Origin of the sequence: Bacteroides graminisolvens (assembly GCF_963666085.1) — a bacterium.
Classification (GTDB): domain Bacteria; phylum Bacteroidota; class Bacteroidia; order Bacteroidales; family Bacteroidaceae; genus Bacteroides; species Bacteroides graminisolvens.
The window spans coordinates 3213835-3230364 of the sequence record NZ_OY762556.1 but is presented as its reverse complement, the minus strand read 5'-3'; the positions used below and the strand labels follow the sequence as shown (position 1 = coordinate 3230364).

The following is a 16530-nucleotide window of genomic DNA, read 5'->3' as shown; positions in this document are numbered from 1 at the left end:
ATGAAAAGACATCTGATAAGCTTGTTGCTTCTACTGGTTTGCTCCACTCCGCTGCTGGCACAAACATGGATCTGGTATCCCGGTGATTACGAGTTGTGGCTCGGCAACAACATGAACAACCGTCGCACAGAACGAGGAGCTTTCTTCCCGCCGTTCTGGAAGATGGATAGCCATTATGTGCTGGTTGAGTTCAGTAAGAAGCTCGACCTGGCTCAACCCGAAGAGATCGAAATTGCTGCCGAAGGACGCTATAACGTGAAGCTCGACGGAAAGTTACAGTTTGGCTCACCCGCTAAACTATTGCTCCCTGCCGGAAAGCACAGTCTGAACATCAAAGTGCACAACCAAAGCACACCACCGGCCCTGTTTGTAAAAGGTACTACGGTGAACAGTGACGCTACATGGAAAGTAACCTTCGAAGACAAAGAATGGATTGACGAGAGTGGAAAAGCCAGCGATACATCGGCTACCGTTTACCTCGATGCAGGCTGCTGGAACTTCAATGACCCCACGCAACTGCCATCCGCCTACCGCCTTCCCGTTGAAACAAAACCAGCCGCCACACGCAAACACATTCAGGGAGGTGAGCTGATCGATTTCGGTAAAGAAACCTTCGGCTACATCACGTTGCATGCCCTTCAGGGAAGCGGCACAGTGAACATCTACTACGGAGAAAGTCCGGAAGAAGCACAAGATACCGCCTATTGCGAAACACTCGATCGCCTGCAGGTGCACAACGGCATGGTGACCGACCTTGCCACGTCGCACAGTCGTGCAGCACAAAGCAGCTATACCGTAGAGGGCAGCAAAGCCTTCCGTTACGTGTACATCACCCGTAGCGAAGGTGCTAACTACCGTACGGTAGACATGCAATATGAGTACATGCCCGAAGAATACCGGGGCAGCTTCCGTTGCAACGACGAAGAAATAAACCGCATCTGGGATGTAGGCGCGTACACCATGCACCTCACCACCCGCGAGTTCTTCATTGACGGCATCAAACGCGACAGATGGGTTTGGAGTGGCGATGCCATACAAAGCTACCTGATGAATTACTACCTCTTCTTTGACAATGAGGCGGTGAAACGTACCATTTGGCTGTTGCGCGGCAAAGACCCCGTGACCAGTCACACCAATACCATCATGGACTACACGTTCTTCTGGTTCCTGAGTATTTACGACTACTACATGTACACGGGCGACAAGCACTTCCTGACCCAAGTGTACCCCCGCATGCAAACCCTGATGGATTACGTGTTAGGCCGCACCAATGCCTCAGGCATGGTTGAAGGCATGACAGGCGATTGGGTGTTTGTTGACTGGGCAGACGGTTACATGGATAAGAAAGGCGAGCTTTCTTTTGAACAGGTATTGTTCTGCAAAAGTCTCGAAACCATGTCGCTTTGTGCCCGTTTGGTGAACGATGGCGAAGGAGAACATAAATACAACGGACTGGCAACCGCCTTGCGTGCCAAGTTGGAACCCGCTTTCTGGAATGAAGCCAAGAAAGCGCTGGTGCACAACCGTGTGAACGGAGCACAGAGCGAAGCCGTTACCCGTTACGCCAACATGTTTGCTGTGTTCTTCAACTACCTCAGTGCCGATAAGCAGCAAGCCATTAAGCACTCCGTGCTGTTGAATGACAGTGTGATGAAGATTACCACTCCCTACATGCGTTTTTATGAACTGGAAGCCCTTTGTGCTCTGGGTGAACAAGATGCCGTGATGAAGGAGATGAAAGCCTATTGGGGCGGTATGCTGCGCGAAGGAGCGACCTCTTTCTGGGAGAAATACAATCCCGATGACAAAGGTGCTCAACACCTGGCTATGTACGGACGTCCCTATGGCAAAAGCCTTTGCCACGCGTGGGGAGCCAGTCCCATTTACCTGCTGGGTAAATACTACCTGGGTGTTCGTCCCGTTCGTGAAGGCTACAAAGAATTTTCCATTACCCCTGTGCTGGGCGGATTGAAGTGGATGGAAGGCGATGTTCCTACACCCGGTGGTAACATTCACGTATACATGGATGCCCGCACCATTAAAGTGTCAGCACCCCAAGGTAGCGGTTATCTATACTTCAAAAGTAAGCGCAAACCAAAAGCTACTTTGGGCAAGGTAGAACAAGTTTCGAAAGGCAACTACCGCCTGCTCGTTCAGGCAGGTAAAGAAATTGTGGTGAAGTATTAATCACGAATCTACATAGAAAAATCTGGCCTCACCCGGTGAACCAAGCGTTCACTGAGCGGGGCCGGATTCTTTTATAATATCTATTTCATAGCCGTACTAAATGCTTTAGGACGAGCTACGGTTTCCGTATACACCTTACCGAAAGCATCTGTAACGGTGACAGAAATCTTAGAATCGGGCTTAGAAGCCTTCACCACAAAAATATGATTCTTGAGATACTCCTCCATCATGCTGGCGGGGAATTTGTTGATCCACACCGTAGCCGGAATATCGTTCGTGATGGTGTAAAGCGGATCCTCAGTCAGCTCACGGGTAACAGTAAGCGGTTGTCCGTTTTCAGTCACCTCCACCTTCCATTTCGGTTCCCATCCCCAAACATGAATGTACACCAAATTATCCGGCAGTTGGCGAAAATCAACCCGTTGCGGGTAATGACTTAAAAACGTTGCCACCTCCTTGGAATCCCTGTAATAACGACGCACCTCGTTCATGTCGAACACCCGGAACTGCTTCTGCGCACCATCTTCAATGCTGTTGTAATACCAACTAAGGTTGCTGCCTTGTACGTTGAACACCGCATAACCTGCCGGTCCGCCATCGGGACCCAATGCCTGCAATAAATTGCTACCGGTACGCCACCAAGAGCCGCACACAGCACCAATGTTATGTTCCACCACATTCTTATACCTCACCGTATTGTTTCTGTGCGTGTGCCCACTTAAATAATGCACCTCTTTGAAATCACGGAAACAATCTGTAATCTCCTCACTGTACTCCGGTTTGCTCAGCCAGCTCATCACTTCGGGAGATATACCCTCGTATCGATACGTCGCCGCATGCATAGCCACAACAACAGGCGTATTCTTATCCTTCACCAAAGCCAGATCCTTCTTCAGCCAGTCGCGCTGCTCCTCAGACACCCGGGTGATGTAATTGCGCTTTCCTACCAATCCGTCGACCACCTTCCCGTTGGGCTCATTGAGATAGATGATGTTATCGAGCACCACATAGTGCACCTTACCCAGATTAAACGAATAATACGTAGGTCCCAGCGCCTTTTTGTACTTCGCAGCCGACATAAAATCCGTTGAGTCCGAAAAAGCCGTTCCCCCGTCGTGATCGTGATTACCTATCACACTAAACATCGGAGTAGGATACCTTACCACCTCCATTGTTTTGCGGTAATCGGCAATGTCATACCCCTTGAGATACCAGTAACGCTCAAAGCTCAAATCACCCAGACTGAGCGTGTACACCTTCTGTCCGGCCAACTGCTTCACCGTGTTGTTGATGCTCGGCATGAAACTCATGCACAGCTGCTCCTTATCGTTATATACTCCTGCCAGATGCAAATCCGTGATGGCCAGCACCACATGATTAACATTGTCTGCCCGGCTCAACATGAAATCATGCTGCTCCGCCTGCGTTACAGGCTTGTTGAGGCTCGTCCAAAATTTAGGCACTACACCCTCAACAGGAACCTCGTAACCACCCGGAATACTTATAAACACATACCCGTGACGCTTGTGCGAGCTTAGTTCATAACGCCCGTCGACACCGGTTGTTGTTACCTCATATCCATCGGAAACAGGCACACCTGCCAGCGGCTTACCGTCTGCGGTAACCGTTCCGAAAATGTTTGCTTTTTGCGCATGCAGAGCCAAAGAGCCCATCAACCACGCGCCAATCAAAAGAGTTTTAATTACTTTCATATTATGCTTGTTAGTTACTTTACCAATAGGTTCCGCAAAAGTAGACAAGCCATGTTACAAAGTGTTTTCTTTGGGGTTACAACTCTTCTTTCTCTCCGATTTCAAGCGGCCGCTTTTCTTCAGTGCCTCCGCAATGATCCATTGCAGTTGCCCGTTTGTGCTTCTGAACTCATCGGCAGCCCATTTTTCGAGCGCATTCATGGTTTCCGTATCCACCCTCAGCACAAAACTTTTGATTGAAGACTCCTTCTTTGCCACTTTCCCTCCTTATCTTTTAATGATTCAGCGTACCGGTATTCACAACAGGCTGAGCCGCTTCATCGGCACAAAGCACCACAAGCAGATTGCTTACCATGGCCGCCTTCTTCTCTTCGTCGAGCTCCACAACCTGATCGGCAGATAACTTATCGAGTGCCATTTTGACCATGGATACAGCCCCTTCCACAATTTTTTCGCGAGCCGATATAATAGCCGAGGCCTGTTGGCGACGCAACATCACAGCAGCAATTTCGGGCGCATAAGCCAGGTAATTGATACGCGCTTCGAGTACCTCGATGCCCGCCATTGACAAACGCTCGTTGAGCTTCAACACCAGCTCCTCATTGATCTCATCGCCACCGCCGCGAAGCGTCAGCTCGGCCGCATCCGTTTCACTGTCGTCGTATGCATACAGTCCCGCTACCTGACGCAGTGCCGCATCACTCTGTATTCTTACAAACTCCTCGAACGCATTCATTCGTCCGGCTACGGTAGCACTTACCTGATTGGGTTTGGCAGAATTGTCGGCCATCGTTTGCGAATCAATCTCAAACATCGCCTTGTAAGAATCCCTCAACTTCCACACCAGCACCAAACCAATCAAGATGGGGTTGCCAATCTTGTCATTCACCTTGATGGGCGCCACGTCGAGGTTGCGTGCGCGGAACGACAGCTTCTTCTTGTTCATAAACGGATTCACCCAGAAGAACCCGGTAGAAGTAAACGTACCTTCGTACTTACCGAAGAAAACCATCACGCGCGCCTCATTAGGCTCCTGCGAGAAGTAACCCGGAGTAATCAGAATAAAGAGTATGGAGAGTAAAACAGTTGCCGCAATGGTTACAGCGCTCTCTGAACCAAATACCAGGAAACTCGATACTACGAGCGCCGGAATAACCAACAGATTGAGAAACAGCATGAGGAATCCGTTCACTAACATGCTTTGATACTGAAATTCTTTTGTATTCATAAGAAATTGATTTTAGTTATTCGTAATGATATTATTTTGATATCACAATATAACGAAGAATAATTCAGATTATCAATAGGTTAGGACTTTGATTTAAGTATAATTAACGGAGAAGTGATTTGTTTAGCCTGAAGATAAACGTTTGGCGACTTATTGTATTAACAGTTAAGTAACGTAAATGAAATATATATTTTATATTTTTGCATTTCGTTATTTCACCTAAACAATACAGAATGATAAAATTTAAACTTTGGAGTAGTGTATTTTTGCTCTTCCTGCTTGCATGTAATCAAGAAGATAATCAGCCGATTGATAACTCAGGCCAAGCAACAGCAATTCACTTCACCTCGACCGTCAAAGGCGTTGCCCTCACTCGCGCCAATGGAGCTTCGTGGACGGTTAATGATTCCATTGGCGTATACATGAAAAAAAGCGGAGAACCTCTTTCCGCCGGTTCAATTGTCAATTCAGCTGCCAACCTTCTTTATACTACTAAGAATGGTGACGGAAATTTCGTTACGGCAGGAACCGATTTGTATTATCCGGAAGACCAAAGTCAGGTCGACTTCATTGCCTACTATCCGCAACGAACTTTAAGTGACCCATACGTTTATCCGGTCAACGTAACCGATCAGACCGACCTGGAGGCAATTGACTTGCTATACTCCAATAACCTGATCGGTATCAGCAGCCGTTCCAATGCGGTAAACTTAGCATTTACTCATCAACTTTCACGTTTAATCCTGAATGTTAAGGGTACGGACAACAGCAAACTTACCGGTTTGAAACTCAAACTATCCGGTTTAAAGACCAAGGCTTCTTTCTCTCTGGCCGATGCCACGCTAACGCCCGATCAGACAGCTACGGATACCATTGTGATGCACACCAGCGTAGCAGCCGTAACTAATACTACCGGCATTGCACAAGCCATCTTGATACCCGAAAGTTCCATTAGTAAGATTACCCTGACTGTGGAACTGAACGGCACAAAGAAACACTATGATCTTTCGCTTACCTCTCTTGACAGAGGAACAGAATATTCGTATAACCTGAATATCACCGGTGGTGACACCAGCATCGATCCGCAGGCATCCTACAAACGCTGGACCGAAACCCCGTTGATTACCGAAAGCATGATCAATGACCCCGATTTGCTATATGTCAACCACGACATGCCCAACTCAATGGTCGATCCCGTATCAGGAAAAGAGATGCGTAACTACAGCATGTTGTACAGCAAAAGCAATAAAATAGCCTACTGGGTAGCCTATCCGCTCTTCCCGGCTTGTACCGGCAGTTCAGGGCGTACAGATGCCTGGGCGTACGACCCCAATATTGCAGAAACCTATCAAGCCAATCTATCCAGCGGCTTTGGCGGAAACGGCTATGACCGCGGACACCAAATACCTAGTGCCGACCGCACGTGCGATGCTGCTACTAACCGCACTACTTTCTACTACAGCAACATGACCCCTCAGATAGGAGTAGGGCTGAACCAGACCATCTGGGCTTCGCTTGAAACACAAGTGCGTTCATGGATGAGTGGAACAGACACGCTATACGTGGTAACGGGTGCCATACCTCCAACCGGTACTGTAACGCAGATGAAAGGCATGACCGTGCCCGCTTATTACTTCAAGGCACTTGCCCGAAGAATAAACGGAAGCTTTACCACCATCGCTTTCAAATTTGACAATAAAGTGTACTCGGGTACTAACTATATGGAAGAAGCTATTTCGGTTCAAGACCTGGAAACAGTTACCGGATTTACGTTCTTCCCGACCATTGATTCTACTGTTAAAGCAACGCTTGATACATCCAAGTGGAATTAAATCATATAAACCCAAATAGTACAAAACATACATTTACCATATTAAAACCTCATAAAATGAAATTTAAAACTTTAGTTTACTTCTCAGCTTTAGTTGCTACAATCTTGTCAGGTTGTTCCAGTGACGACAAAGACTTGCCCGAAACCAAACAAGTGGTATCTTTCAGCACAACTATTTCATCGAATACCCGTGCTGCCAATGATGCATGGACTACCGGCGACAAAGTAGGTGTTTACATGATTCCCGAAGGAGGCACACTGGCTACAGCATTGGCTTCAAACAAAAAGTATACGGCATCTTCAACAGGTGAATTAACTTACGACTCAGAAGATCAGGCTATTTACTTCCCTGTAGACGGCAGTAAGGTGAACTTCGTTACATACTATCCTTACACAGCAACCGTCAGCAACAACCAGATAGCTGTTGATGTAACAAACCAGACCACTCAGGAAGCCATTGATTTGTTATACGCACCTACAACTACCGGTTTTAACAATGCATCGACCAAAGTAAATCTGAACTTCACCCACCAGCTTACACGCATGGTTTTGAATATCACCAAAGCCTCTAATGTAACGTTGACTAATTTTGCAGTAAAGTTAGTGGGAACCGAAACCAAAGCAGCATTTGATTTGGCAACGGGTACCCTGACTACAACAGCCGGCAACGTGGCTTCTATAGCCTACAAGCTAACAGATAAGGGCAACGATCAGTATCAGGCAGAGGCCATTGTATTGCCTAACAGCAAGCTACCGGACGATGCAGCTATTGAGTTCACCATTGGCACACAGACCTTCAAAACGAGTCTGGCAGCCGCTTCACTCAATGCCGGCAGTAGCTATAGCTACCCAGCCAATATCTCCGACAATGCAGGTAAGCTTGTTGTGGCTGTTGGTCAGGCCACCATTACCAATTGGGTAACCGTTCCTGGTAGTGACATCAACATTGATTTAGGAGGCGGAACAACCCCTACAGATCCTTCAGAAGGTACCGAAACAACGATCTTTACTGAAACATTCGGTGCTACGGTTGAGAAGGTAGATGGCAACTGGCCGGGTGTTAACCAGTTTACCGGTTGGGACAACCCTACTTTTACATTCACAGATAATTATTTGTCGGCTACATATAGCTATGCCAGTGTTCGTTCCACAACGACAATGAATAGTCATGTATGGTTTGCAGCTACCAAAAACTCGGGTTTACAAATATCCGGTTTCAACACTACCGGTTACACCAACCTGAAGCTGTCTTACAGCATAGCTGCTAATGCTAAATCGGTTGATCAGAATGTGATTCAGGTAAAATGTGGAAGCACGGTTATGACTGTTCCCAGTGTAGCAATACCAGCAACAAATGTCTATCAAACAGTTGAACTAAGCAATGTGCCTGAGAATATAACTTCTATTGAGTTTATTTCTACCGCAGAAACCAATACAGCAGGTTATCGCGTTGATAACGTAAAGTTGGTAGGTACTAAATAACATAAGCACACTGCTTATAACCATAAAAATAGGGAGATTAGCCACGGCTAGTCTCCCTATTCAGTTTTTATGAAGTTACTTATTCACAAACTGAAACTCATGTTCATTGTATCGGTTGCCGATGTGAGGATACTTATCCAGAAGCCTTTGAATGCCCGAAACATCCTCCGGTGAAAGAACCACATCCGCCGCCATTGCATTCTCCTCTACATACTTAATCCGCTTCGTTCCCGGAATAGGAATGATGTTTGCGCCCTGTGCCAATACCCATGCCAAAGCAAGCTGAGCAGGAGTAATCCCTTTGCCGTGAGCCATTTCTGCAAATTCAGCAGCTAGCTTTTGGTTGTTTTCCCAGTGCTCACCGTTGTAACGCGGCAGACGCTTACGAAAATCATTATCCCCCAATGCATTCACGTTGACCGTGTTAGTCACCAACCCCCTGCTTAAAGGCGAGAAAGGCACCAAAGTAACCCCCAGCTCCTTTGTGAGCGGCAGCATCTCCTTCTCAACATCCCGAGTCAATAGAGAATACTCACTTTGAACAGCAGATATGGGATGAACCGCACAAGCCCTCTTCAATGATTGAGCAGAACACTCACTTAGTCCCAAATAACGTACCTTGCCCTCTTTCACTAACTCCGCCATAGCGCCAACAGTCTCCTCAACGGGTATGGTAGGATCCACCCGATGCGCATAGTACAAGTCGATGGTCTCAATGTTCAGCCTCCTCAAACTACCTTCCACCGCCTGCCGCATGTATTGCGGCGAAGCATCTACATAACTCTCACCATTAGCAAACACATTGCCTTGCCCATTGCGTAGGCGGAAGCCAAATTTTGTTGCAATGAAAATCTGATCTCTTTTGTCGGCCAGCACCTTCGCTAACAACTCCTCATTGGCACCATTGCCATATACATCGGCCGTATCCCAGAAGTTAACGCCCAGCTCCAAAGCCCGATGCAAAGTTTGGATACTCTCTTTCTCGTCGGCTGCTCCGTAGGCAGCACTCATACCCATACAACCCAATCCGATAGCGGAGAGGTTGACCTCAGTATTACCTAATTTTCTGTACTTCATAACCAATCATTTTAGTCGGTACAAAAGTAACGCATGCCGGTGTCACCCGTTAACACAAATCAAAGCATCCGTTGCACAAATCAAATAATTGACTGCTCCCTGCTTTCGCTGGGCGATTTCCCCGTATGCTTGCGATAGAATTTGCTGAAATAAGCCACACTCTCAAAGCCCAGGCTGTAAGCAATTTCCGAAATAGATAGATGACTGTGCAGTAAGTGCTGCGTGCACTCCTTAACAACCCTCTCGGCAATCATGGCAGAAGTCGTTTTTCCCGTAACCTCCTTTACCACTTTGTTGAGGTGATTAACGTGCACGGATAAGCGGTTAGCATAATCGGCAGGAGTGCGTAAGGCCAATACCGCATGCGGATCCGTAACGGGAAATTGCCTGTCTAGCAGTTCTATAAACAGCTCGGCTATGCGTTGCGAAGCATTCGGGTGCGATTCATACCTGTTTGAGTCCTGCATTTTCAGGGCCGTGTGTATCAGCAAATGAAGATAACAGCGCAGCACATCAAACTTCCCTGCATAATCAGTCTCATTCTCCGCCTTCATTTGCGCGTATATATCTAGCACCTTAGCCACCTGCTCCTCATTTAAGAAGAAAACCTTATCGCCCGTCACCTTGAATAACGGAGTATCGGCCAGCGATCCGCTCTTCTCTTCGGGGAGTACAAACTGCTCGTTGAAGATGCAAAACATGCCATTCTGTTCCTCGCTGATTGATTCCCAGGCATAAGGCACCAAAGGATTGGAGAACATCAGTGCAGGGCGATCTACCAAAATCCATTTGTCGGCATAATACAACCTCCCCACGCCAATAACCAGTGTCACCTTGTAGAACTCCCTGTAGCTGAATTGCACCGTTCCGAAATTACATGCCCGGGAGAAGATATTGAAATACGGTTTCTCCCGGCTATAGCTTGTTGCCGGCTGAGAATTGTCAGGTTGTATTCTTTTGTAGAATTGCGGAATGCTTTCGGCCATACTATATTACCTTTTCTTTTTAATGTTTGTCGTTCTAATGATGTCCGACAACTCTTCTTCAGTGAACTCACTCTGAGGTTTCCTGAAGTAATAGTAAGTAGTAGAGTCTTGATTCCGGTGCGTGTCGTAAAGATGCAGTAACTCCCATCCCTCATTTGCCAAGTAGTTTATAAACTCAATGTCCGTGCGGAATTTTAAAATAACGCCATCATTATTCATAATAGGCATTCCTTTCTCGTCATCGTACTTGTAATAGAAGATACAGCGATCACTTGAGTTATACCTAGCCTTGGCGTAGACATACTTTTTAGCTTGCGAAAACACCAGAATAGGCAAGCATAGCATAGTTAGCACTAGTAATAATTTTCTCATCTTTTTTGTTGTTTAGTTAATTTCCTTTTTAAATCTATTAATTAAAGCTAATTTTTTAGCTTTCCATTCTTCATACTCAGTGCCTAATGTTGAAAGCACGTCATCTGCCAAAAAGTGCATTTGAGTGGCAAACAACACTGGAATTCCAAATTCATCTTCCGCATAGTGAATCTTTGAGTTGGCCGATGCAGTCAGCATTTCTTCAAACGCTTTGCGTGGATCTATTCCTCCGGGTTTGGCCTCACCGTTAAGTGTTTTAAGAGTGCAACTCCTCTTATTTATTGTTATTTGTTCAAGTGACTGCACTTCAGCGCTTAGTTCACTGAAGTAAGAGTAATATAGCCATATTTCGAAGCAAGGATTGCTGATAGCCCAATGATATGTTTTTGATATATCGGGAGGCGTACAGAGCAACTCTTTAAGATCCTCGGCGAATTCATCAACATCACTTACCAGATATACCTTATCGTATTCCTCCCAATTGTAGCTTTGTGCATCAATCTCAAATGTCCCTTTACGGTTTGCATCAATAAGTTTTTCCATCATAGCTTTGGGCTTTAAGCCTCCTTCTCCCTTTGGCGATGAAATGAAAATCATCCGGATACGCTGAAATTCATTTTTCTTTTCGATGGCTGAGATGTAATTACGTTCTCTTTCCTCACCGCCCGAAATAATAAAGAATAGGGCAGGAGTTCTCTCACCTTCCTCTTTAGAATACCCTTTGATCTGTTCAACAAGAGGCAACGGTTCTTCTACCTTTTCCGGTGAAATGATAGGAGATTCTACCGGAGCGATTTCTTCTTTACCAGATACATCTTTGCTGTATGTTAGCTTTGATAGATCCATTCCGTCTATTTATCAAGCAACTCAATATGCGGATTGGCTCCATAACGCCCTTCTCTGTAACCCTTCTCTATGGAAATGGTGTTGTGTAATTTGAATTCATTGAGAGAATACATATTGGTGGCACCATCCTTCTTTTCTGTTAGCCATATCTCATCGGGTCTCAACAAGTTTTGTTGATCCAGCAATGACATTTCGTGTGTAGTGTAAATCAATTGCCCGGAAGTCTTTGCATGCGAGTAATACTCAATTAGCGCATACATTAATTTTGGATGAATGCTATTGTCAATTTCATCAATGACTACTGTTTTGCCTTTAGATATAGCATCATAAATAGCCGGAATCAGAGTGAGTAACCGAACCGTTCCATCAGACTGAGCCAATATATCCATTTCACCTACATATCCGTTTTTACCCAATTGCTCAAAGATAAATTCCTTCACCGTTTTAATACCGTCTTCAATCGATATGGTGAATAGGTTCTTCTTATGTTGCATCCGAGTAATTATTTCATTTTCTTTGGTTAGCGACTGTTCCAGGTGCTTGGTTAAATCTGATTTATTGTTGTCATCAGTGTGTGTCAGCCATTGATCCAATGGTTCCGATTGCACTTTTACCTTGTTGATACCTATGCCAATTTCAGAAAAAATGTTGTTTGTAAATTGGAGTATCTCCTCATTTCTAGACATCAAGTCTATTAATCCCGGTGCAGTAGTGTTAATTGAAACAACCTCCAAATCATCGTTGAACCACTGGAACGCAGTTTTAGCCAGCTCATCTTCAATGATGGGGAATTCATTGTTCAGCACCAGTAAAGATGATAACGGGTTGGAGATAATCATTTTTCTGATAGCCTCCAATAAAGTCCCTTCGGGCATTTTGGGAAGCGATACACCCTCTTTTGTTCTTGAAAAAACAAGCTTATTGTCTTCTTTGCCTAAGCCCGACAGATAAAGTTCTTCCTTTTCTATGTGTGTGGGTAAAATATCAATGATATAGATAAAATACTGTTCATCTTTGCAGAACTCTATAGCCATTGAGATGGGTTGATTATTGCTCTCGGTGAGACGAAAGAAGTACTTACTTATGTTTATTTTCTCTAAGAAATTCTTCTGCGTAGCTATGCTTTGTATAAAGTTCACGGCTTTTACAAAGTTCGACTTGCCCGAACCGTTAGGCCCCAATAATGCCGCTTGTTTGAGTACCGGAATCTGTTGATTTCGGTAGATATGGCTTTCAAACGTCTCTTTCTTCATGTTGGGAAACATGTCGAACTGTACGGGTTCGAAGAATGAAAGGAAATTCTGTACAATGACTCTTAATAGCATGGCTTTCTTTGTTGTTACTCCGGCAAATATAACCGTTATTGTATTAAGAAACAAATGAAACGTGAAAAATTCACGGGAGTGTAACTTTCAGTTTCTTCTACAGATACAATACATGCTCACCGTCTTTGATGTATTGGGTGAGTGATTCTCTGTTTGTACTTGCGTGTCGTTAGCTACCAGCTTCACGGAAGCTCCCCACAGAATTATATTGACGTGTTCCCACCAATCTTTGTTCACGGAGTTAATGGCGTACATTGACAACATGTTGAATACCGTATCTCTGTTATCTGTTGTCCACAGAATGTTTAATTTGTTATTCATATTCCTGACTTGTTTAATGTTTTGTGGTATTACCCTTCAAAGGTATAAAAAATACCTCAAAAACACGAAGTGAACCGAATTTACCTCAAACATTTGGTGGAAATTGACAAAATGGGCTGTTTGAAATCGGTGGAAATTGACAAAAGGTGCTATTCAGAATATAAAAAGAAGGCAAAAGCCAATCGAAATCTCGAGACTTTTGCCTTACCCAATATGCATTATAATCAGCAACAATTACTCTACATAACCCGGATTACCAATTAAAGCAATTGAGCCGTTGTAAGTTACACTCGTTAGCGTGAACCTGTTGGGATCTGCCGGATCGCACAATGGCCATATAACCTGGTTCGTAGCTACCTTTACCATAGGATCTATGGACGGAAGCCCTTTACTCACACCTTCTGCAATCACCTTCTCAATGATTACATGTATAACTACTGAAATGATGGCAGCGATTACTGCTACGATAACACCTACAATTATTCTTTGCACGATAGTCTTCATGCAAGCACCAACAACTAACCCCACAACTGCCAGAATTAACCCTGCTATTACTTCCGTAATAACAACCCAAGCCTCTGTCTCCGTTTTCGATATGACCGCAGGGTCTCCAAGTAATTCATAAGTCAATATTTGCTCCCCTGCAGCATTGGTATCTAGCTTAAGAGTCATTTTTACATCGATATCAACAATGGAAACAATTCCCGGTGATATATCTGTCTTAACTGTGGTGTGAGATCTGATGTAAGTTTGTTCAAAGAACACCTCAAAACTCTCGCAAACAGGGTGGTATGTAATTGCTCCATACTTTACACCTTCCATTTTAAGTTTTGTGCTGGTGATGCCGTTCTTTGTGTCATTCAGCGTAAAATCAGATGCTTTAGCATCTTCGAATACAAAAGGCAGAGAGGGTAAGAATTGGTACTCAGCAAATAATCCCGTATTAATAATATATGTACCATTCCCTTTGTCTGTCAATGCATTTTGAGTGATTTGGCGAGGCAACCCCACTGCCGAATGCCCCAGAGTCATACACAACACCCCAAAAACACTGTTTGTTAGCGTACCATTGTCAGTATATGCATAACTCATGTGAGTTGATTTCAACCATCTATAGTCCTCTTTGTCGCCTAAACTATTCAGGTTTATGGTAGAGAATATCGTGTTGAATTTGTCAAGATTATGATTACACCATTCAAGAATCAAACTACTGAGTACGGATTTAGTTATTGTTCCCATTCCCAGAGATGAAGGTACATTCAATTGTACGAGGCTTACAACAGGAACATCCGGATTGTTAGATGTAGTTGATACCTTTAAGTCATACAGACCATCTTTCAGCACCTGATCATCCAGCACCTCGGGGAAGTATCGCAATTTAATCTGCACAATGGCTTCTACTCCGTTAAGAGCATATCCTTTGCCATAGTCAAAATTACCACTTGCAATAGGTAATTTGAGGTTGATGTTGGAGCCGTCACCACCTTCCGAAATTTGCCATGCATTAAACTTTCCGTTTGTAATGCTGTAAGATTCATCTCCATCTGTGACTGTGTATTCTATCGTTGCAGGATAACTTTTCTTTTTTATTATCGCTGTGTTTAAGTGTTCAGCACTGATTGCAAAAACAGTGTCCCATCCATTGGTACTGATTGCACTCTGGGCCATTAGCTCAATTTCATCCTGCATAAAATTGGCTCTTAATCTCCCCCTGTCTTTGTAAAGCGAACTTTGCAGAGCTATTTTAACTAACTCTTTGTCCATTTCGGGCATCATGGTGATGGTCTTCATCCCAACGCCCAATTTTTCGTTTGACATCATAATGATAAGATTTTTTAATTTATAATATATTCTATAATAAAAGAATCGTCTAGTTTTACATTGACAAGATTTACTTCCTTGGGGTTGCCGGTCCATGCTACAGGGGAAATGTTATCAATATGCATCCTCTCTCCAAATATTTTTGTAATAGAGTTCATGAGATCGCTAGAAATGCATGAAACCACAATTTTTGTAATCAATCCAACAAGGGGTAGTAGCCAGGCAAGGTACCAGGGAATGTCTTCGTGATGATCAAAAGAGGGGGTACCGTCTATCCTGAATTCCACTACTTGGTTTGATAATTGCGGATAGGCTTTGAACCTGCCGTTGAAATACATCCAGATACCGGCTTTGAGGTCACACTTTCCATTTATTTTTATTTCTAATACTCCTCCTAAAACAGAAACTTCCAGTCCTTCTATTATGGGTGTGTACCAAATAGCTCCACTTTTTACACTGTTCATCTCGAGGCTGCGTGTGTTAACCAAAATGCCCAGATCGTTTATCCTGTAATCTGAACTGTTTGAGTGTTGGAAGAAGTCGATAAATGACGGCATCATGACATTCAATAGAAACAAATCTGATGAAGTAATGAAATAACTATTCGGATTGCCCGGAAGCGAATTGACGTCTATATCTACAGGCATATTGGTGATGTCCTTATTGCTACACACAGATAGAACCCCCATATAAGACGGTTGACTGTCTAGATAAGAATATTTGCATTTCACAGGTGTTACCCAGCTTCCGCTCTCTTGAGCAAAGTTGATGGATGCAAATACATAATTAATCTGCTCGGGGTGTTCTATTAAATATTGGCATACTAGCTCGAGTATAACGGGCTGGTAGAACGCAGGGATATTACCCTTAAAAAGTATGGGTACTATCCAACCTCCCTGTTCATTGCTGCTTGCTATCTCGTCTCTGCTTTTTGCAAGCTGTTTGATGTCAAGTTTCAGTAGCTTTTTGTTGTTATCCGTATTGACGAAATCCATCATCATCTCCACTATGCATTCGCAATTCGTTAAGCTGTATTCTTTTTGGCTGTTTTCGTCAGCCGCCATGATACTGGCATTATCGAATAGGCGAAACGTGCCCGATTCAAAGGGGATGTTGAATCTTATCAGCTTGTTGCTGCCTCCATCGGTAATTTGCCACGGTCCGAATTTTCCAGATAACTCATACTCAACTTCTGTCTTTTTTATTTCATTGTTGAATAGATGCCAGCAATTTCTTATGTCCTGATTAACATGTTCGGTTTTAACCAAACCAACAGTATCCCATCCTTTCGTATTCATGGATTTAGTATTTAAGGTGAATGTAGATTGTTACTCAACTAATC

At 44.3% G+C, this 16530-nt stretch carries 14 protein-coding genes; 3 read left to right on the top strand and 11 right to left on the bottom strand.

Going from position 1 to position 16530, the window contains the following annotated elements; all coding sequences use genetic code 11:
* Positions 1-2187 carry an alpha-L-rhamnosidase-related protein gene (locus ACKPCE_RS13620; protein ID WP_319505588.1) on the top strand — a complete coding sequence of 729 codons (2187 nt, stop codon included), beginning with the start codon at positions 1-3 and terminating at the stop codon, positions 2185-2187.
* 80 nt (positions 2188-2267) lie between these two features.
* Here ACKPCE_RS13620 and ACKPCE_RS13615 read toward each other — a convergent pair whose 3' ends face one another.
* From ACKPCE_RS13615 to ACKPCE_RS13605, 3 genes are read right to left on the bottom strand one after another with little or no spacing between them, the layout of a single operon-like run.
* On the bottom strand, positions 2268-3899 hold the full coding sequence (locus tag ACKPCE_RS13615) for a calcineurin-like phosphoesterase C-terminal domain-containing protein (protein ID WP_319505587.1): 1632 nt from the start codon (positions 3897-3899) through the stop codon (positions 2268-2270).
* Positions 3900-3953: 54 nt separating this feature from the next.
* Positions 3954-4157 (bottom strand): type II toxin-antitoxin system antitoxin, encoded by a 204-nt coding sequence (locus ACKPCE_RS13610; protein ID WP_024995752.1) that lies wholly within the window; start codon positions 4155-4157, stop codon positions 3954-3956.
* A 16-nt stretch (positions 4158-4173) separates the two neighbouring features.
* A complete protein-coding gene (locus ACKPCE_RS13605) occupies positions 4174-5127 on the bottom strand; it encodes an SPFH domain-containing protein (protein ID WP_319505586.1) in 954 nt (317 codons plus the stop codon).
* Positions 5128-5360: 233 nt separating this feature from the next.
* Between ACKPCE_RS13605 and ACKPCE_RS13600 the strand changes: the two genes are divergently transcribed.
* A complete protein-coding gene (locus ACKPCE_RS13600) occupies positions 5361-6959 on the top strand; it encodes a fimbrillin family protein (RefSeq protein ID WP_319505585.1) in 1599 nt (532 codons plus the stop codon).
* A gap of 56 nt (positions 6960-7015) precedes the next feature.
* Positions 7016-8440 (top strand): fimbrillin family protein, encoded by a 1425-nt coding sequence (locus ACKPCE_RS13595; protein ID WP_319505584.1) that lies wholly within the window; start codon positions 7016-7018, stop codon positions 8438-8440.
* A 75-nt stretch (positions 8441-8515) separates the two neighbouring features.
* Here the strand turns inward: ACKPCE_RS13595 and ACKPCE_RS13590 are convergent, their stop codons facing one another.
* From ACKPCE_RS13590 to ACKPCE_RS13555, 8 genes are all read right to left on the bottom strand, one after another.
* Positions 8516-9517, bottom strand: coding sequence for an aldo/keto reductase (locus tag ACKPCE_RS13590; protein WP_319505583.1), 1002 nt, complete (start codon positions 9515-9517; stop codon positions 8516-8518).
* Positions 9518-9597: 80 nt separating this feature from the next.
* Positions 9598-10503 carry a helix-turn-helix domain-containing protein gene (locus ACKPCE_RS13585; RefSeq protein WP_319505582.1) on the bottom strand — a complete coding sequence of 302 codons (906 nt, stop codon included), beginning with the start codon at positions 10501-10503 and terminating at the stop codon, positions 9598-9600.
* A 6-nt stretch (positions 10504-10509) separates the two neighbouring features.
* Complete coding sequence (locus tag ACKPCE_RS13580; protein ID WP_319505581.1) at positions 10510-10875, bottom strand: hypothetical protein; 366 nt, start codon at positions 10873-10875, stop codon at positions 10510-10512.
* A 12-nt stretch (positions 10876-10887) separates the two neighbouring features.
* Positions 10888-11721, bottom strand: a complete 834-nt coding sequence (locus ACKPCE_RS13575; protein WP_319505580.1) for an RloB family protein — start codon at positions 11719-11721, stop codon at positions 10888-10890.
* A 5-nt stretch (positions 11722-11726) separates the two neighbouring features.
* Positions 11727-13046 (bottom strand): AAA family ATPase, encoded by a 1320-nt coding sequence (locus ACKPCE_RS13570; RefSeq protein ID WP_319505579.1) that lies wholly within the window; start codon positions 13044-13046, stop codon positions 11727-11729.
* 87 nt (positions 13047-13133) lie between these two features.
* Complete coding sequence (locus ACKPCE_RS13565) at positions 13134-13367, bottom strand: hypothetical protein (protein ID WP_319505578.1); 234 nt, start codon at positions 13365-13367, stop codon at positions 13134-13136.
* A gap of 234 nt (positions 13368-13601) precedes the next feature.
* Entirely contained in the window at positions 13602-15188 is a 1587-nt protein-coding gene (locus ACKPCE_RS13560; RefSeq protein WP_319505577.1) for a TULIP family P47-like protein, read from the bottom strand.
* A 14-nt stretch (positions 15189-15202) separates the two neighbouring features.
* Entirely contained in the window at positions 15203-16486 is a 1284-nt protein-coding gene (locus tag ACKPCE_RS13555; RefSeq protein WP_319505576.1) for a TULIP family P47-like protein, read from the bottom strand.
* Positions 16487-16530 lie beyond the last annotated feature (44 nt).